This window comes from Stenotrophomonas sp. STEN033 (assembly GCF_056856655.1).
Genome location: NZ_JBXFWM010000008.1, coordinates 26,610 through 45,823, shown reverse-complemented (window position 1 = coordinate 45,823; position 19,214 = coordinate 26,610). Strand labels below are relative to the sequence as shown.

Sequence of the window (19,214 nt, the reverse complement as noted above, 5' to 3'; positions counted from 1 at the left end):
TCAACGCGAACAGTCGACAGCTGGTTCGCTTGTATCCGGTGACGGCCACGTACATGCCTGACCGTGGCCGCACCGTCGCAGTTGCAACACCCGCTGACACGTTGAACGTCAGCGTCGCCGACGTATTGGCCGCGCAGGCCCGCCTGCGCCGTTTCCTGCCGCCTACCCCGCTGCATTACGCCGAACGTTTCGGCACCTGGCTCAAGCTCGAAAACCTGCAGCGCACCGGTTCCTACAAGGTGCGTGGCGCCTTGAACGCCATGCTGGCCGCGCTGGAGCGCGGCGACGAACGCCCGGTGATCTGCGCCTCGGCCGGCAACCATGCCCAGGGCGTGGCCTGGGCCTCGCACCGGTTGGGCGTGCAGGCCATCACGGTGATGCCGCATGGCGCACCGGCCACCAAGATCGCCGGCGTCCAGCATTGGGGCGCCACCGTACGCCAGCACGGCAACAGTTATGACGAAGCCTATGCCTTCGCCCGCGAGCTGGCCGAACAGAACGGCTACCGCTTCCTGTCCGCCTTCGACGATCCGGACGTGATCGCCGGCCAGGGCACGCTGGGCATCGAACTGGCACCGCATGCACCGGACGTGGTGATCGTGCCGATCGGCGGTGGTGGCCTGGCCTCGGGCGTTGCGTTGGCCTTGAAGTCGCAGGGCGTGCGCATCATCGGCGCGCAGGTCGAAGGCGTGGACTCGATGGCACGCGCGATCAAGGGCGATGTGCGCGAAGTTGATCCGGTGCCGACCCTGGCCGATGGCGTCAAGGTCAAGATCCCCGGTTTCATCACCCGCCGCCTGTGCGCCAGCCTGCTCGACGACGTGGTCATCGTGCGCGAAGCCGAACTGCGCGAAACCCTGGTGCGACTGGCACTGGAAGAACACGTCATCGCCGAAGGTGCTGGCGCGCTGGCGCTGGCCGCGGGCCGCCGCGTCTCCGGCAAGCGTAAGTGCGCAGTGGTATCGGGCGGCAACATCGACGCCACGGTATTGTCGACCTTGTTGTCTGAAGTACGCCCCAGTCCACCGCGCAAACCTCGACGGCGTAACGCCGAACGACTTAGAAGCCGTGTCGTTGCATCGACACAGCGCAGTTCCAGATCCGAATCCCCCCAAATTTCCGTTACCGCCGCAGTCGAGGAGACCCTCTGGTGAATACTCCAACCAACAATACCCCGCGAATTACCATCTTCGACACGACCCTGCGCGACGGTGAGCAATCACCCGGCTGCAGCATGACGCCACCGCAGAAGCTGGTGATGGCAAGGGCGCTGGCGGAACTGGGCGTGGACGTGATCGAAACCGGCTTCCCCGCAAGTTCGCAGTCCGACCGCGAAGCAATGGCGCTGATCGGCCGCGAGGTACGCCAGCCGGTCCTGGCAGTGCTGTCGCGCTGCCTAGCCGGCGATATCGAAACCTCCATCAAGGCGTTGGAAGCCGCAGCGCGCCCGCGCCTGCACCTGTTCCTGTCCACCAGTCCGTTGCACCGCGAGCACAAGCTGCGCATCAGCAAGGAACAGGTGCTGGAGTCGGTGCACAAGCATGTGAGCATGGCACGCGGCTATCTCGACGATGTCGAGTTCTCCGCCGAGGACGCCACCCGCACCGAGCTGGACTTCCTGACCGAAGTCACCCAGGTCGCCATCGCCGCCGGTGCCCGCACCATCAACCTGCCCGACACCGTTGGCTTCACCACGCCGGAAGAAATCCGCGCGATGTTCCAGCATGTCATCGCCAATGCCGCCGGCGCCGACAAGGTGGTGTTCAGCACCCACTGCCACAACGACCTGGGCCTGGCCGTGGCCAACTCGCTGGCCGCCATCGAAGGCGGTGCACGCCAGGTGGAAGGCTCGATCAACGGCATCGGCGAGCGTGCCGGCAACTGCGCGCTGGAAGAAATCGCGATGGTGCTGAAGGTACGCAACGCCTTCTACAACTTCGATACCGGCTTCGACACCCAGCGCATCGTGCCCACCTCGCAGCTGCTGCAGCGCCTGGTCGGCATGCCGGTCCAGCGCAACAAGGCCATCGTCGGCGCCAATGCCTTCGCCCATGAATCCGGCATCCACCAGCACGGCATGCTGCGCAATCGCAACACCTACGAAATCATGCGTCCGGAAGACGTGGGCTGGGAGTCCTCGCAGATGGTGCTGGGCCGCCACAGCGGCCGCGCCGCGGTCGAGGCGCGCCTGCGTGCACTGGGCTACTGGCTGGAAGAAGAAGAACTGAAGCTGGTATTCGACCAGTTCAAGGCGCTGTGCGAGCAGCAGCGCGTGGTCACCGACGCCGACCTGCAGACCCTGATGCAGGGCACCTCCAGCAGCGACGGTTACCGCCTGGCCTCGATGACCATCAGCGACGTCGGGAGCCGTGCCAATGCGCTGGTCGAGCTGTCCGATCCGGAAGGCAACCGCGTGGCCGAAACCGCGCAGGGCGACGGCCCGGTCGATGCATTGTTCTCGGCCTTGTCGGCCGCCACCGGCATCCAGCTGACCCTGGACAGCTACCACGTGCACAGCGTCGGCATCGGCGCCGATGCCCGCGGCGAAGCCAACCTGAGCGTGCGCCACGAAGGCGAGATCCTCGAAGGCACCGGCACCAGCCGTGACATCATCGAAGCCAGCGCCCTGGCCTGGCTGGATGTCACCAACCGCCTGCTGCGCCAGCGTGAAGGCAGCAAGACCGAGGAAGCCGTCAGCGCCTGAGCGCGACGGCAGAACATAGGCAACGGAACGTACTGATGAGCTCCGCACCCAAAACCCTGTACGACAAACTGTGGGACGCCCACGTTGTCGTCCCCGAATCCGACAACGCGCCGGCCGTGCTGTATATCGACCTGCACCTGATCCACGAAGTGACCTCGCCGCAGGCCTTCACCGAACTGCGCCAGCGCGGCCTGAAGCCGCGCCGCCCGGACCGCACCAAGGCGACGATGGACCACTCCACGCCGACCCTGCCGGCCGGCCCCGACGGCAAGCTGCCCTACGCCAGCAAGGCCTCCGAGGCGCAGGTTGAAACCCTGGCCAGGAATTGCGCCGAGTACGGCATCGAGCTGTTCGACATGTCCTCGGCCAACCGCGGCATCGTCCACGTCATCGCCCCGGAGCAGGGTTTCACCCAGCCGGGCATGACCATCGTCTGCGGTGACAGCCACACTTCCACGCATGGTGCGTTCGGCTCGCTGGCCTTCGGCATCGGCACCAGCGAAGTCGGCCACGTGCTGGCCACGCAGTGCCTGCTGCAGCGCAAAGCCAGGACCATGGCCATCACCGTTGATGGCGAACTGGCCCCGGGCGTCGGCGCCAAGGACGTGGTGCTGCACATCATCGGCGTGATCGGCGTCAACGGCGGCACCGGCCATGTGCTGGAGTTCCGCGGCTCGGCGATCCGCGCGATGGACATGGAACAGCGCATGACCCTGTGCAACATGTCCATCGAGGCCGGCGCCCGCGCCGGCATGGTGGCACCGGACCAGGTCACCTTCGACTGGGTCGGCAAGACCCCGCGTGGCCCCAAGGGCGCTGACTTCGACACCGCCGTGGCGTACTGGAAGACCCTGAACACCGACGACGGCGCGCGCTTCGATGTGGAAGTGCAGATCGATGCCGCCGACATCCGCCCGACCCTGACCTGGGGCACGCACCCGGGCACCGCGATTGCAGTGGATGCGCCGATCCCGGCCGCCAACGACGCCGCTGCGCAGAAGGGCCTGGACTACATGAAATTCGAGGCCGGCCATTCCCTGGTCGGCACGCCGGTGGACGTGGTGTTCGTCGGCTCCTGCACCAATGGCCGCCTGAGTGACATGCGCGAAGTGGCGCAGGTGCTGCGCGGCCGCCGCGTCGCCGATGGCGTGCGCATGCTGGTGGTGCCGGGTTCGGAGATCGTCAAGCGCGACGCCGAGGCCGAAGGCATCCACGAGATCGTGCGCGCTGCCGGTGCCGAATGGCGTGAGCCGGGCTGCTCGATGTGCATCGCCATGAACGGTGACCTGGTCGCACCGGGCCAGCTGGCGGTGAGCACCAGCAACCGCAATTTCGAGGGCCGCCAGGGCCCGGGCTCGCGCACCCTGCTCGCCTCGCCGATGAGCGCGGCATGGGCGGCGGTGAACGGCCGCGTTGCCGATACCCGCGATCTGTTTGCCAAGGAGGTGGCGTGATGAAAATTACACAAGCACACCCTCATCCGGCGCTGCGCGCCACCTTCTCCCGGTGGGAGAAGGGCTACGCACTGGAGCTGTACTGATGGCCGCACTGACCCGCATCGTTTCGCGCAGCGTGGTACTGCGCCAGACCAATATCGACACTGACCAGATCATCCCGGCGCGTTTCCTGTCCACCACCGAGCGTGCCGGGCTGGGCAAGAACGCGTTCAACGACTGGCGCTGGCAAGCCGATGGCTCGCCGAATGCGGACTTCGCCTTCAACCAGCCGCACAACCAGGGCCGCGCCATCCTGCTGGCCGGGCGCAACTTCGGTTGCGGTTCCTCGCGCGAACATGCGCCGTGGGCATTGACGGATCTGGGCCTGCAGGCGATTGTCAGCAGTGAGATCGCCGACATCTTCCGTGGTAACTCATTGAAGAACGGCCTGCTGCCGATCGTGCTGGACGAAGCCGACGTGCAAGCGCTGATGCAGAACCCGGATGACGAACTGACCGTGGATGTGGCGGCGCGTGAGCTGCGCACGTCCAGCGGCAAGGCGTACAGCTTCCCGCTGGATGGCTTCTCGCAGACCTGTCTGCTGGAAGGCGTGGATCAGCTGGGCTGGTTGCTGGGGCGCTCAGATGAGATTGGCCGTTTTGAGGCTGCACTAGTGGCGTAAGAGGCAAACCCTTCTCCCTTCGGGAGAAGGTGCCCCGCAGGGGCGGATGAGGGTTAGGGCGAAGCCTCATGCAGCCAAGCACCGCACGATGCTCCCTACCCTCTCCCCAACCCCTCTCCCGGAGGGAGAGGGGCTTCAGACAAAAACAGTACAAAGCAACCGGAACCCCTACATGCAAGCCAATATCGTCGTACTGCCGGGTGACGGCATCGGTCCTGAAATCACCGCCGTCGCCGTCGACGTGCTCAAGGCCGTCGCCACCCGCTTCGGTCACAGCTTCAGCTTCAGCGAACACGACATCGGCGGCATTGCCATCGACAAGCACGGCGAGCCGCTGCCGGCCGCCACGCTGGAAGCCTGCAGCAAGGCCGATGCCGTGCTGCTGGGCGCCGTCGGTGGCCCCAAGTGGTCCGATCCCAATGCCAAGGTGCGCCCGGAACAAGGCCTGCTGGCCATCCGCAAGGCGCTGGGCCTGTTTGCCAACCTGCGCCCGGTACGCACCCACCCGGCCGCGCTCAACGCCTCACCGATCAAGCCGGAACTGCTCAAGGACGTGGACTTCGTGGTGGTGCGCGAGCTCACCGGCGGCATCTACTTCGGTGACAAGACCCGTGACGCCGACAGCGCCAGCGACCTGTGCCGCTACACCGTGGTGGAAATCGAGCGCGTGCTGCGCAGCGCCTTCCGCCTGGCCCAGCATCGCCGCGGCAAGCTGACTTCGGTGGACAAGGCCAACGTGCTGGAAACCTCGCGCCTGTGGCGCGATATCGCCGCCCGCATCGGCCGCGAAGAGTTCCCGGACGTGGAGCTGGAACACCAGTTGGTCGACTCCATGGCCATGCACCTGATCGCCAAGCCGCGCGTCTACGACGTGATCGTCACCGAGAACATGTTCGGCGACATCCTCACCGACGAGGCCTCGATGCTGGCCGGCTCGCTGGGCCTGTTGCCTTCCGCCTCGTTGGGGGAACAAGGCAAAGTCGGCATCTACGAGCCGATCCACGGTTCGGCTCCGGATATCGCCGGCAAGGGTATTGCCAACCCCTATGCCACCATCTTGAGCGCGGCGATGCTGCTGCGTCATTCGTTGGGGCTGGAAGCCGAAGCCGCCGCCATCGAACAGGCGGTCACCGCAGCACTGGATGGCGGCCACTTCACCGCCGACCTGGCCGCGCAAGGCCAGGCACTCAGCACCCGGCAAGCCGGCGCGACCGTGCTTGCGCAGTTGAAATGATGTAACTGGACGCGGCCTTTGGCCGCGTCTTTTTTTGCGGGCTGTTCCCGCCTGGTGGATACCACGCTGCTTTTTTTCTTGGACCTGTCTCCTATTGGACCCGTTCTTCAGGTCCCGCATTGAAAAGGAATGACCTTGAACTACCGTACCCCCGACGACTTCCTGGCCTATGTGGCCAAGCGCGACCCCAACCAATCCGAGTTCCTGCAGGCAGTCAAAGAGGTGGCCCACAGCCTGTGGCCCTTCCTGCAGCAGAACCCGAAATACACGCAATACGGGTTGCTGGAACGTCTGGTAGAGCCGGAGCGGGTCATCCAGTTCCGCGTCGCCTGGGCCGATGACAAGGGCCAGACCCACGTCAACCGCGCCTGGCGCGTGCAGCACAGCTCGGCGATCGGCCCGTTCAAGGGCGGCATGCGTTTCCACCCCTCGGTGAACCTGTCCATCCTCAAGTTCCTGGCCTTCGAGCAGACCTTCAAGAACGCACTGACCACCCTGCCGATGGGCGGTGGCAAGGGCGGCTCGGACTTCGATCCCAAGGGCAAGAGCGATGGCGAGGTGATGCGCTTCTGCCAGGCGCTGATGCTGGAGCTGTACCGCCACCTGGGCCCGGATACCGACGTGCCGGCCGGTGACATCGGCGTCGGCGCACGCGAGGTCGGCTTCATGGCCGGCATGATGAAGAAGCTCAGCAATGACGCCGCCTGCGTGTTCACCGGCAAGGGCCTGGCCTATGGTGGCAGCCTGATGCGGCCGGAAGCCACCGGCTTTGGCACGGTCTATTTCGTCGAGCAGATGCTGCACCACGCCAAGCGCCAGACCCATGGCGCCAAGGTGCTGGTCTCCGGCTCCGGCAATGTCGCCCAGTACGCGGCCATCAAGGCCAGCGAACTCGGCGCCAAGGTCCTGACCTTCTCCGACTCCGGCGGCACCCTGTACGCACGCGATGGCTTCGACGAGCAGGGCCTGCAGGAAGTGATGGCGTTGAAGAACGAGCGCCGCGGCCGCCTGTCCGAACTGGCCGACGATGCCCGCTTCGAATTCCTGGCCGACCGTCGCCCCTGGCATATCCCGGCCGACATCGCCCTGCCCTGCGCCACCCAGAACGAACTGGATGAAACCGACGCCCGCACCCTGGTCCACAACGGCGTGCTGTGCGTGGCCGAAGGCGCCAACATGCCGTCCACGCTGGAAGCGGTGGATGTGTTCCTGCAGGCCGGCACGCTGTATGCACCGGGCAAGGCCAGCAACGCCGGTGGCGTGGCAACGTCCGGCCTGGAAATGAGCCAGAACGCATTGCGCCTGTCCTGGCGCCATGCCGACGTCGACGAGCGCCTGCACGTGATCATGAAGGAGATCCACGCCAACTGCGTGCAGCATGGCGTGCGTGCCGATGGCAGCGTCAACTACGTGGACGGCGCCAACATCGCCGGCTTCGTCAAGGTTGCCGACGCGATGCTGGCGCAGGGTCTGTACTGAGGCAGCACCAGGAAACGCAGCACAGCAACGGCGCCCCTGGGCGCCGTTCTCTTTTACGGTACGTCATCGTTGGCCACTTCCACATGCCACCGATGCCTGCCGCAACCCACCGCACTGTAACGCCTGGTACGCGTGCAGCAGGCTGTTGGCACTGCCAACATTCACGGCGACATCAATGCACGCGCAGCGTGCAGGCCCCCTTCTCTGCCGATAGCTGCCAGCGAAAAATTCCTTCCGTACAGCACTACAACAACGGAAGCGGTGCGTGCTTGCTTATTCGAATGCAGCTTCAGGCTTGAAATATTCCGGCTATGAAGCGCTGGCTACATTCAGCGCTCCCAACGGAATGGAAGCTGGAAATGGCGATCTCCCACTCAAGCATGGACCTGCACATCGACACCGCCGGCACGTCTGCGGACGATGATGCAAGGCGCAGGAATCTCTACGGCATGCAGATCCTGGAGTGCGGCCGCAACCGCACACTGCGCGTGCTGGCTGCCGGTGGCTCGCGCTGGGTAACCGACTTTCTCTCCAACAGCCCGCTGGGGCTCAACACCCGCACCGAAGTATCACGCGCGTCCATTGATGCAATCGCCCAGTTTGGTGCCGTGCACTCCAGCGTGGCGATGGCGCGCGCGCAAACCGCGCTCACCCATGAGATCAGCCGACGCCTGGTGGAGATGAAGACCGGCGACTCACAGGCCAGAATCTATCCCACCACCCTCTCCGCCAACATCGCCACCGCCGCCGGCTTTGCCGCGGATGCCGTCGATGCCACCGCGGTCGTCCACCCGAATGCACACGCCACCGTGCACTTCGCGGTAAAGGGCGCGTTTGCAGCCAATCGCGTCATCACCACGAGGAACACCGTCGCCGTTGCCAGTGCGCTGGCAAGAACCACGCGACGCGCCGTGGTTGTCATCGAAGACGGCCTGTATTCGATGGGAGGTTTTGCCGATTTCGAGGGGCTCTCACGGTTCCTCGATGACAATGCCAATGGCCAGCTGTGGCTGGATGATGCGCACTCGGTTGGCATGCATGGCAGCAACGGCCGCGGCAAGGCCATGGAAGCGCTGCAGCAGCATGCGGGACGCACCGTTGTTACCGGTTCCTTCGGCAAGGCCTTCGGCGCGGCGGGAGGTTTCATGGTCGGCCCGCGGGCCTTCGTTGGCGGTTTGCTGAAGGATTCGGTCGCCGACCGGTTCTCCTGCAACCTGGATGCCTCGGCGCAGGGCGCGATCCTGGCAGCGATGAAGATCCTGGCGACTCCCGCGGAACATCGTCGCTTGAGCACGACCCTTGCGGCGCGCCTGGCCTTGTTCGACAGCCTGCTCGGCGCGGCTGGCATCACCACCCAGCAGGCCGGCACCGATATCGCGTTCAGGGTCATTCCCTGCCGCGATGCCGCCGCGGCCATTGCCAGTGCGGATACGCTGCTGAGCCTCCATGACGCCATCACCACCCCGGTTTACTACCCCACCATCGCCCGCGGCCAGGGAGCAATACGGATATCCCTATCCGCAGCGCATACCGTCGACCAGGTCCGCCAGCTGGGCACGGCACTGACGGCGCTGCTGGCAGCGCCGTCGCTACGCAACCGACGCAACACGCAGCAGGCAGCGCCATGAGCAAGGGGCAAGCACCGCCGACCAACCTTCCTCGCCCTGCATCGAAGATTTCCTTGTTGCCTGATCCAGGTGACGTCGGCATCGAGGACAAGCAATGCATCGCTGCGCAGCGCTTCCCAGCGCGACAGGGACAATCCGCTACGCCCGCCGCAGCCAGCAAGTGGCGCACCGTTCCGCGCCGTCTGCCCATTCCCATCACTCTTCCCCGGCGGCAATACGGCAGCTTCGTGCGTCCGACGGCGATCGGACCGGGCTGATGCGAACGCTGCTGCTCGGCGCTGTTGCCAGCCTGCTGTCCGCCATCACCGCGCTGATCGTCAGCAGCCAGGGCAGCGCATCGATCCATCCGCTATGGCTGTTGATTGCACAGTATCTGGTAGGCGCACTGCTGAACCCGCCACACGAGCTTCCCAAGGCACCCCTGCGCCTGCATGCCCTGCGCAGCGTGGTGGGGGTGTGGGCGTTTGCGGCGTACTACGCCGCGCTGTCCTGGCCGGGCGCAAGCGCGATCGAGGTCTCGATGCTGCTAAACGCCGCCCCCCTGCTGGTAACGTTCCAGGCAGTGCGCGACCTGCGCGCACGTGCAGGTGCGGTGCTGGCCTTCGCCGGCCTGGCCTTGACGCTGCAACCGGGAACCGCCGGTCTCAACCTCAACGGTTCGCATCTGCTGGCCGCTTCCGCCGCGCTGGCCTATGCCGGGTCGTTCCTGACCCTGGGCCAGCTTGCGCTGGCAGGTGAACGCGCCAGCACCACCAACGGTCTCTACAACCTGTCCGCCGGCATGTTGACCCTGATCCTGCTTGCCGCCATTCGTCCTGCCTGGCCGGCATCGCTGTGGCCGGTCGCCGCGATCGGCCTGATCGCCGCCGCGCGCATCCACGTCATCACCGTCGCCGCACGCAACCCCGGTGATGCCGCCCTGGTATCGGTCCTGACCAATCTCGCTTTCTTCTGGCTGGCGCTGGCCGATATCTACCAGGGCAATACCTATGGCGCGCTCAGATGGACAGGCCTGGCGCTGGTGGCCTGCGGCATCGGCATGACACCGTTGCGCAGGCCCCGCTGATCAGCGCGAAGTCCAGCAGCACCCCTTTGCGCGGATCAGGCAAGCACCCGGTTGCGGCCTTCACGCTTGGCCCGATACAGCTGCCGGTCCGCGGCCGCCAACAGGGTACGAACGGTATCCTGGCCGGGTCCGAGCGTGGCAACGCCGATGCTGACAGTGACTCCCACCTCGGCATCCACCTCTTCAAAGCGCAGCCGCGCCAACCGGACCCGCAATTCCTGCAGGACCTCCACCGCCGCCTGCAGCGACATGCCCGGCATCACCACCAGGAACTCCTCGCCGCCATGGCGGGCCACGAACTGGCACTTGCCCAGGCGCAGCTGCAGCAGTCCGGCGATATCCCGCAACACCTGATCTCCCGCTTCGTGCCCGTAGCGGTCGTTGATCTGCTTGAAGTGGTCGACATCGACCAGCGCCACGTTCAAGGACGTGCCATCGGCTGCCGCCTGCGACAGCGCCCTCTGCAGGTACGCATCACCCGCACGCCGGTTCGGCAGGCCGGTCAGCGCATCGTGCATGGCCTGATGCTCCAGCCGTTGCAGCAGACTTGCGCGCTCGAAATCGGCCTGCTCGAGCGCACGATTCTTCTCGCTCAGTTCCTGTGTACGCGCGGCGATCTCGTCGTTCAGGCGTTTCTGCCGCAGCCGGTAGCTGGTCGCGCGCCAGCCCAGCAACAGCAGCAGCAAACCCAGCAACGCAACGCCGCTCAACCAACGCACCCAGGGCCGCTGCCAAAGCGGGGCGGCGATATCCAGGCTCAGTACCGCCTCGCCGCCGCGGCTGGTGTTCTCCCAATCCAGCGGCAGCGACATGGCCTGGATCCGCAGCCGATAGTGTCCCGGCGGCAGATTGGTGTAGACCGCTTCGATACGGCTGCCTGCATCCACCCAGTCCCGGTCGAAGCCCTCCAGCCGATAGCGATAGCGCATCTTGTCCGGCGCGCGGAAGCCCAAACCGGCATAGGCCACGGCAATCCGGTCCACGCCGGCGGGCAAGCCATAGGCGCTGCGCAGTGGTTGCGGATCGCCATCAACCACCACGCTTTCGATGGCGACGGGGAATTTGTTGAAACGGGTATTGCCGTCCACGCGTTGCGGATCGATCACCGCCAGGCCGCCGCCAGTGGGAAACAACAGCTCCCCTTCGTTGGTGAGCCAGCCTGCCGGCGTGGATGCGCCATTGCCCTGGCTGCTGGGCATGCCATCGGTATGGTCCAGCACCTGCACCGCGAGATGGGTGCGGGCACCGGCGGCTACCGCGATCAGGTCGCGGCGGTCCAGCCGGAACACCCCCTGGTTGCTGGACAGCCACAGGTGTCCGCCACCGTCATCGATCACCCGGAAGATCTTGTCCCGCGGCAGTCCGTTGCGGTGGTCGAACACGGTGATGTCCAGCCCCCGCTTGCGCAGCAAACCGTGGTCGGTTGCCATCCACAGGTCACCATTGTCGTCCCCCAGGAAATCGAAGACATAGCGGGCAGGAAAGTCGAGATCGGCCGACCACCCTTGCAGCTTGCCGTCCTTGCCCAGGCTCGCCATGCCACCGTTGGTGCCGATCCACAGCACACCCGAGGCATCGCGATACAAGGCATGCACGGCCAGGCTTGGCAATCCCTCCTCCAGTCCGTAGTGGCGCAGCTGCCCCTGCCGGTGATGAAACAGTCCTTCGGAACTGCCTATCCACAGACCGCCATCACTCTCGCTGAGCAGGCTGCGCACCAATGGCTGGACCGTACCGGGCAACGGAATCCGTTGCAGCACCTTTCCCGCCGCGTCCAGGTGGAACACGCCCTTGTTGTACGTGCCGGCCCACAACGCATCGCCACGTGTCGCCAAGGCCAGCACCGACGCATCGCGGCCATTGCCAGGGAGCAGCCGCACGCGGCTGATCGCCTCGTCGCGCAGCCGGTCGAGCCCTTCGGAGTGGCCAATCCAGACATTGCCGTCCGCCGATTGGATCAGCGCGCGCACATAGTCCGAGCCCAGCCCGTCCTCACTGGTCAGGCCACGCGCAGCCCCCTCGTCGATGCGGAACAAACCGTCGGTGCTGCCCGACCAGACCAGGCCCTCGCGATCGATCATCAGCGCCGGACTGACCTGGCCGGGGATCGCGATCCGTTCGATATTGCCTGCATTCCAGCGCACCAGGCGTCCAGCCGACAGGCTCAGCCATACCGCACCGCTGTTATCCAGGCGTACCGCATCCACCCGCTCGCCAGGCAGCAGATGCTGGCGGCGGCCATCGCCGTGCAGCCAATGAACGCCGTCATCGGCGGCGATCAACCAGCCGCCCTCTGCGTCGGGAAGCAGGTCACGCACCACCCATCCGGCGGTGTTGTTCCACGCGCCCAGCTGTCCCTTGCGGATCTGGTAGACGCCTTTTTCAGTGGCGACGAGCAAGGTGTCACCGCTGCCGGCATGCAGCGCGGTGATGGGCACCTCGGGCAAGCCGAGGGCACTGCCCGCATCCAGCAACTGCCCCGAAGGCAGCAACTTCAGCAGTTTGTCGTTTGCCCCGATCCAGAGGTCACCGGCGCCATCGCGCAACAGCGCGCTTACCGAGAGATGCCGGGCATCGGCGCCGCCAAGCGCTTCCCAGCGGCCGCGGTGGTAGCGATAAACGCCATCGGAAACCGTGCCGAACAGCATCGCACCATCGGCCTCGGGCAGGATGCTGAGCACCCCGGACAGCTCCATGCCGGGCGTATTCTGGCGGTCGAAGATGGTGAAGCTGCGGCCATTGAAGCGGACCACGCCCTCCCACGTACCCAGCCAGATGAAGCCATCGCTGCCCTGCGCGATCGACTGCACCAGATTGTGCGGCAGCCCCTGCTCCATACCCCAGCCGGCCACGGTATGCCGGGCCGCCTGCGCGCCGCCGGCCCACAGCAGGCTGCTGGCGAGTAGCACCCAAAGCAGCCCAGCCATGCGAATGCGAACGGCCTGCAGTGCGGCAATGAGCGTGGATGGGCTGTGGCGTCTGGACAAACCCGCCTCCGCAGGTCGCGTCGGCTCCCCCGCCGACGCGCCAATTTACCATCTCAAACGTGAAATCCATCGCCGTTTCTTACGCCGTCCTTACGCAGGCTGCTTATGCGCTGGCCTGCGGTCCGTTCCCGGCGGGCCGGTCCTCAGTGGCCGGCCTCGTCCGCGCGCACCCGGAACCAGGCCGCATACAGGGCCGGCAGGAATACCAGGGTCAGCACCGTACCGACGATCAGCCCGCCCATGATCGAGATCGCCATCGAGCCATAGAAGGCACTGCGCGACAGCGGGATCATCGCCAGCACTGCAGCAAGCGCAGTCAGTACGATCGGCCGGAAGCGGCGCACGGTGGCATCGATGATGGCGTGCCAGCGGTCATGGCCGGCATCGATGTCCTGCTGGATCTGGTCGATCAGGATCACCGAGTTGCGCATGATCATGCCGGCCAGGGCAATCGTGCCCAGCATCGCCACGAAGCCGAACGGGGCCTGGAACAGCAACAGGAACCAGGTCGCGCCGATGATGCCCAGCGGTGCGGTGATGAACACCATCGCCGCCCGCGAGAAGCTGCGCAGCTGCACCATCAGCAAGGTCGCCACCACCGCCAGGAACAGCGGCATGCCGGCCTTGATCGAGTCCTGGCCGCGCGCGGAGTCCTCCACCGTGCCGCCGGTTTCCAGCAGGTAGCCGCTGGGCAGGGCATCACGGATCTCGCTCAAGGTCGGCACGATCTGTTCGACCACGCCTACCGGCAGCATGCTGTCGCCGATATCGGCGCGCACGGTGACGGTTGGCAGACGATCGCGGTGCCAGATGATGCCGTCCTCGAAGGCATATTCCAGCTTGGCCACCTGCGACAGCGATACCGATTTACCGTTGGCGGTTGGGATGGCCAGGCTGCCGAGCATGTCCAGACGCGCCCGTTCGTCATCCGGGCCACGCAGCAGCATGCCGATCTGGCGATTGCCTTCGCGGTAGGTGCTCACGCTCATGCCCGACAACGAACTGGTCAGGAACTGTGCGATCTGCGCACTGCTCACGCCCAGTACCCGCGCGCGGTCCTGGTCGACGACCAGCCGCACCACCTTGCTCGGCTCGCTCCAGTTGAGGTTGACGTTGGTGGTATGCGGGTTCTGCCGCACCTTTTCCGCCACCTGCGCGGCTATGGCCTGCACCCGCTCGATATGCTCGCCGGAAATACGGAACTGCACCGGGTAGCCAACCGGCGGGCCGTTCTCCAGCCGGGTCACACGCAGCTGCACATCACCGAACTGGGGCACGACCTCCTTCAACAGCCAATCACGCAGCTCCTCGCGCGCCTTGGTGTCCTGCGCCAGCACCACGTACTGGGCGAAATTGGTGGCCGGCAACTGCTGGTCCAACGGCAGGTAGAAACGCGGCGAACCATTGCCGACATAACCTACGAAGTTGGCGACGCCCTTGTGGCCCTTGATCAACGCCTCGAACTTCTCGGCCTGGGCCTGGGTAGCGGTCAGCGATGCGCCTTCAGCCAGTTCGATATCCACCATCAGCTCGGGCCGGGTTGAATCCGGGAAGAACTGCTGCGGCACGAAGCGGAAGATCACCAGCGAGAACACGAACAGACCTGCCGTGGCCAGGATCACCAGCCAGCGACGCCGCAGGCAGGCATCCAGGAACACCCGGAAGCGCTGGTAGAACGCGCTTTTGTAGGGGTCATGGTCGTGCGCCAGCTCCTTCGGCTTGACCAGGTTGGCCAGCGCCGGATTGCGGTCGGCCCAACGCAGCCGCAACGCGCGCCAGCGTCCGGCGATGCTGCCCGGCTTGGGCGGCTGCGGGTTGTGGAGGTCCGGCAGCATCTTGTCGCCGAGGTAGGGAATGAACAGCACCGCGGCGATCCACGACACCACCAGCGCGATCGTCACCACCTGGAACAGCGAACGCGTGTACTCGCCGGTGCTCGAGGCCGCGGTGGCAATCGGCAGGAAGCCGGCGGCGGTGATCAAGGTGCCGGTCAGCATCGGGAACGCGGTGGATGTCCAGGCAAAACTGGCCGCGCGCAGGCGGTCATAGCCCTGCTCCATCTTGGTGGCCATCATCTCCACCGCGATGATCGCGTCATCCACCAATAGACCCAGCGCCAGCACCAGGGCACCCAACGAAATCTTGTGCAGGCCGATGTCGAACTGGTGCATGACGAAGAAGGTCATCGCCAGCACCAGCGGGATCGACACCGCCACCACCAGGCCAGTACGCCAGCCCAGCGAGAAGAAGCTCACCAGCAGCACGATCACCACCGCCTCGGTCAGCACCTTGACGAACTCGCCCACCGATTCCTTCACCGCATGCGGCTGATCGGACACCTTGCGCAGCTGCATGCCGGCCGGCAGCGTCTTCTGCAGCTGCTCGAACTCGCTGTCCAGGGTCTTGCCCAGCTTGAGGATGTCACCGCCGTTCTTCATCGCCACCGCAATGCCGATGGCGTCCTCGCCCATGAAACGCATCTTGGCCGAAGCCGGGTCGGCGAAGCCGCGCTTCACCTCGGCGATATCGCCCAGCCGCACCGTGCGATCACCGGCCTGGATCGGGAAATTGCGGATGTCCTCGACCGAGGTGAACTGACCGGTCACACGCAGCTGTACGCGATCGGTCGGGGTCTCGAACCAGCTGGCCGGGGCCACCGCATTCTGCTGCGCCAGCGCCTGCTGCACCTGCTGCATCGACACACCCAGCGTCGCCAGCTTGGTGTTGGACAGCTGGATCCAGACCTTCTCGTCCTGCAGGCCGAGCAGATCGACCTTGCCCACGTCATCCACGCGCTGCAGCTGCAGCTGGATGCGGTCGGCATAGTCGCGCATCAGCGCATAGTCGAAGCCCTTGCCGGTCAACGCGTAGATATTGCCGAAGGTGTCGCCGAACTCATCGTTGAAGAACGGCCCGATCACTTCGGCCGGCAACTGCGAATGGATGTCGCCAACCTTCTTGCGCACCTGGTAGAACAGCTCGGGCACGTCCTTGGACGGCATCGAGTCGCGCGCCATGAAGATCACCTGCGACTCACCCGGGCGCGAATAGGCCTGGATGAACTCGAACTGCCCGGTGTTCATCAACGCCTTTTCAATCGGTTCGGTGACCTGCTTGGACACCTGCTCGGCGGTGGCACCGGGCCACATGGTCTGCACCACCATCGCCTTGAAGGTGAACGGCGGGTCTTCGGACTGCCCCAGGTGCTTGTACGACCAGGCACCGATGATCGCCATCGCGATCATCATGAACAGCACCAGCGGGCGGTTACCGAGCGCCCATTCGGAGAGATTGAAGCGCTTCACGCCTCACTCCCCTTTCTTTGCGGACACGGCGGCAGGCGCAAGCACCGGCCGGTTGCTGCGATCAACGGCAGTCACCTGCTGACCTTCGCGCAGCAGATGGCCGCCAGCGGCAACCACCCAATCCTCAGCCTTCAATCCCGCCAGCACGGGCACGCTCTCCGGGCCATAGGCGCCCAGCGTCACCGCGCGCGCCTGCAACTTGCCATCGGCCGGGCTCACCACCCACACGCTGGCCTGCTGCGGCTGCTTGCCAGGCTGTACTGCCGCCAGAGGGATGCTCATCACACCGTCCTTGCCGTGGGCGATGAACACCCGCGCACTCTGGCCCAGCTCGACTGCGTCCAATGCCTCAGCCGCCAGACTGACCCGCGCGGCATAGGTACGCGCCTGCGGATCGGCAGCGGCGGCGATCTCGCGGATGCTGCCTGACAGACGCTTGCCCTGCTGGTTCCACAACTCGACCTCGACCGCCTGGCCAACGCTGAAATCGCGGATGGCGCTTTCCGGCAGGGCAATAGCCACTTCGCGCGCGCCATCGGCGGCCATCGTATAGATGGTCTGGCCGGCGGCCACCACCTGCCCGGCCTCGGCCTCGCGGCTGGCGATCATGCCGCCTTCCGGCGCGAGCAACCGGGAATAAGCCGCCTGGTTGCGCGCCACGTCCAGATTGGCCCGCGCCGCATCGGCCTGGCCCTGCGCGGCCTTCAACGCCGCAGTCTGCGCATCCAGCGCCGACTGGCTGACCAGCTGCTGGCTGGCCAGGGTCTGGTAGCGCTTGTGCTCATCGCGGGCACGGACCAGGTCGGCCTCGGCGGCGGCGTATTGCGCCTGTGCCGCGCGTGCCTGCAGGCTGTAGTCAGCCACATCCAGCTCGGCCAGCAACTGCCCCTTGTCCACCCGCTGGCCGGCGTCGACTTCACGCCGCAGCAGCTTGCCGCTGACCCGGAAGGACAGCGCGGTTTCCTCGCGGGCACGCACCTCGCCCGGATAGGCACTGATCGCTACCCCGCCATTGCCGGCCGGGTGCTCCACCAGCACGGGTACAGCATGTACAGGCGCGGTTTCAGGCTTGCCGCAGGCAGCAAGCAAGGACAACAGCAGGCAACAGCCAATCCATCGAAGGTGGGTCATAAATAAGGTCGCAAACGCAAGGGGAGAGAGATGGCGGGATTTCACCGCCATTACTGAACGCATCGGTATAGTATAAATATCGAACCAGCTGGTCTAGTATTACCTGATGTGCCCGAAAACATCCTCCCGCGCCGCCACGACAGCGACGCCACGCAGTTCCGGTCCGGGTCGCCGCAAGGATCTGGGCAAGCGCGCGGCCATCCTTGAGGCGGCCAAGGAATTGTTCATCGAGCAGGGTTTCAACGGCGTCAGCATGGATGAGATCGCCGCCCGCGCCAGCGTCTCCAAACTTACGGTGTACAGCCATTTCGGCGACAAGGACACCTTGTTCAGCGAGGCAATCCAGGCCAAGTGCGTGGAAATGATGCCCGATGATCTGTTCGTCACCGACAACGAGGCCCCGCTGCGCGGCCAGTTGCTGGGTATCGGCCATGCCTTCTTCACACTGATCAGCAGCGATGCGGCCATTGCCACCCAGCGCATGATGATGACCCCGGATACCGACGACCGGGTCCGGCAGATGTTCTGGCAGGCAGGCCCGGCCCGCACCGAGGCGGCCCTGGCCGAGTTCCTTGGCGCCCGCGTCAGCCGTGGCCAGCTGGCCATCGAGGATACGACCCTGGCTGCCCGCCAGTTCTTCTGCCTGATCAAGGGCGAAGTCCATACCCATATGATGTGTGGCCTGTGCGCCGCTCCGGACCAACTCAATGCCGACGTGCATATCGCCGCCAGCGTCGATTTCTTCATCCGGGCGTATGCCCCGCGCCAGCAAGCTGAATGAACCGGAGGTGCGAATGACTTCCGGCACTGCGTCCAACGCGGTCCCCGCCGCAATGTTGGGCCCGTACTTTGTGCCTGGTAACCGGTAAAATGGCCGGCCCACTGCGCAGGAATGATGAGCTTCCCATGACGATCAATTACTCCCACGTCCGCGAAATGATGGTTGAACAGCAGATCCGGCCCTGGGATGTGCTGGAGGTCCGCGTGCTGGACATGCTGGCCCGCCTGCCGCGTGAGGCCTTCGTCGCCGAATCGCACCGTGCCCTGGCCTATGCCGATATCGAGCTGCCGCTGGGCCATGGCCAGAAGATGATGAAGCCGGTCATCGAAGGCCGTACCTTGCAGGCGCTGGACCTGCAGCCCACCGACGAAGTGCTGGAAATCGGCACCGGCAGCGGCTTCCTCAGCGCCTGCATGGGCGAACTGGCCCGCGAAGTGCTGAGCCTGGAAATCCAGCCCGAACTGGCCGAGCGCGCGCGCCAGAACCTGGACGCCGCCAAGCTGGGCAGCAATGTCCGCATTGAAGTGGCCGACGGCCTGAATTGGCAGAGCCAGCGTCAGTTCGACGCCATCTGCATCACCGGTGCGGTAGAAACCGTTCCGGTGGAACTGCTGAAGCTGCTGCGCACTGGCGGCCGCCTGTTTGCCATCCGCGGCGTCTCGCCGGTGATGGAAGCGGTGCTGGTCCAGGCCGACGGCAGCGTCGCCTCGCTGTTCGAAACCGATCTTGATTACCTGCAGGGCGCTGCGCCCGCACCGCAATTCCAACTCTAAAACCGTCC

General features: G+C 65.3%; 14 protein-coding genes. 11 read left to right on the top strand and 3 right to left on the bottom strand.

The window, feature by feature from the left end; genetic code table 11:
• Positions 1 to 53 precede the first annotated feature (53 nt).
• From AC1VXC_RS04735 to AC1VXC_RS04695, 9 genes are all read left to right on the top strand, one after another.
• Complete coding sequence (locus tag AC1VXC_RS04735) at positions 54 to 1,154, top strand: threonine dehydratase (protein ID WP_482995008.1); 1,101 nt, start codon at positions 54 to 56, stop codon at positions 1,152 to 1,154.
• Positions 1,151 to 2,704 carry a 2-isopropylmalate synthase gene (locus AC1VXC_RS04730; RefSeq protein WP_414717093.1) on the top strand — a complete coding sequence of 518 codons (1,554 nt, stop codon included), beginning with the start codon at positions 1,151 to 1,153 and terminating at the stop codon, positions 2,702 to 2,704. The genes AC1VXC_RS04735 and AC1VXC_RS04730 overlap by 4 nt, the downstream gene beginning before the upstream one ends.
• Positions 2,705 to 2,739: 35 nt before the next feature.
• The gene (gene leuC, locus AC1VXC_RS04725; RefSeq protein ID WP_481538885.1) at positions 2,740 to 4,158 is read left to right on the top strand and encodes a 3-isopropylmalate dehydratase large subunit; all 1,419 of its coding nucleotides are present in this window, start codon (positions 2,740 to 2,742) and stop codon (positions 4,156 to 4,158) included.
• Between the two features lie 85 nt (positions 4,159 to 4,243).
• Positions 4,244 to 4,822 carry a 3-isopropylmalate dehydratase small subunit gene (leuD, locus tag AC1VXC_RS04720; protein ID WP_481538886.1) on the top strand — a complete coding sequence of 193 codons (579 nt, stop codon included), beginning with the start codon at positions 4,244 to 4,246 and terminating at the stop codon, positions 4,820 to 4,822.
• 172 nt (positions 4,823 to 4,994) lie between these two features.
• A complete protein-coding gene (gene leuB, locus AC1VXC_RS04715) occupies positions 4,995 to 6,056 on the top strand; it encodes a 3-isopropylmalate dehydrogenase (RefSeq protein ID WP_481538887.1) in 1,062 nt (353 codons plus the stop codon).
• A 135-nt stretch (positions 6,057 to 6,191) separates the two neighbouring features.
• Complete coding sequence (gene gdhA / locus AC1VXC_RS04710; RefSeq protein ID WP_313173130.1) at positions 6,192 to 7,535, top strand: NADP-specific glutamate dehydrogenase; 1,344 nt, start codon at positions 6,192 to 6,194, stop codon at positions 7,533 to 7,535.
• Between the two features lie 359 nt (positions 7,536 to 7,894).
• Positions 7,895 to 9,163: an aminotransferase class I/II-fold pyridoxal phosphate-dependent enzyme gene (locus tag AC1VXC_RS04705; protein WP_481538888.1), complete on the top strand. Its 1,269-nt coding sequence runs from the start codon at positions 7,895 to 7,897 to the stop codon at positions 9,161 to 9,163.
• The gene (locus tag AC1VXC_RS04700; RefSeq protein ID WP_481538889.1) at positions 9,160 to 9,420 is read left to right on the top strand and encodes a hypothetical protein; all 261 of its coding nucleotides are present in this window, start codon (positions 9,160 to 9,162) and stop codon (positions 9,418 to 9,420) included. Before AC1VXC_RS04705 ends, AC1VXC_RS04700 begins: the two co-directional genes overlap by 4 nt.
• Positions 9,420 to 10,229, top strand: a complete 810-nt coding sequence (locus AC1VXC_RS04695; RefSeq protein ID WP_481538890.1) for a hypothetical protein — start codon at positions 9,420 to 9,422, stop codon at positions 10,227 to 10,229. The genes AC1VXC_RS04700 and AC1VXC_RS04695 overlap by 1 nt, the downstream gene beginning before the upstream one ends.
• Positions 10,230 to 10,264: 35 nt before the next feature.
• On the opposite strand, the gene AC1VXC_RS04690 is transcribed toward AC1VXC_RS04695, so the two are convergent.
• The 3 genes from AC1VXC_RS04690 to AC1VXC_RS04680 all read right to left on the bottom strand — a co-directional run bounded on the left by AC1VXC_RS04690 (position 10,265) and on the right by AC1VXC_RS04680 (position 17,652).
• Positions 10,265 to 13,216: a ligand-binding sensor domain-containing protein gene (locus tag AC1VXC_RS04690; RefSeq protein ID WP_481538891.1), complete on the bottom strand. Its 2,952-nt coding sequence runs from the start codon at positions 13,214 to 13,216 to the stop codon at positions 10,265 to 10,267.
• Positions 13,217 to 13,359: 143 nt separating this feature from the next.
• Positions 13,360 to 16,521 (bottom strand): efflux RND transporter permease subunit, encoded by a 3,162-nt coding sequence (locus tag AC1VXC_RS04685; protein WP_313492872.1) that lies wholly within the window; start codon positions 16,519 to 16,521, stop codon positions 13,360 to 13,362.
• A 3-nt stretch (positions 16,522 to 16,524) separates the two neighbouring features.
• Positions 16,525 to 17,652, bottom strand: a complete 1,128-nt coding sequence (locus tag AC1VXC_RS04680) for an efflux RND transporter periplasmic adaptor subunit (protein ID WP_481538892.1) — start codon at positions 17,650 to 17,652, stop codon at positions 16,525 to 16,527.
• A 106-nt stretch (positions 17,653 to 17,758) separates the two neighbouring features.
• Here AC1VXC_RS04680 and AC1VXC_RS04675 point away from each other — a divergent pair, with 106 nt between their 5' ends.
• Positions 17,759 to 18,433 carry a TetR/AcrR family transcriptional regulator gene (locus AC1VXC_RS04675; protein WP_481538893.1) on the top strand — a complete coding sequence of 225 codons (675 nt, stop codon included), beginning with the start codon at positions 17,759 to 17,761 and terminating at the stop codon, positions 18,431 to 18,433.
• Positions 18,434 to 18,558: 125 nt separating this feature from the next.
• Positions 18,559 to 19,206 carry a protein-L-isoaspartate O-methyltransferase family protein gene (locus AC1VXC_RS04670; protein ID WP_481538894.1) on the top strand — a complete coding sequence of 216 codons (648 nt, stop codon included), beginning with the start codon at positions 18,559 to 18,561 and terminating at the stop codon, positions 19,204 to 19,206.
• Positions 19,207 to 19,214 lie beyond the last annotated feature (8 nt).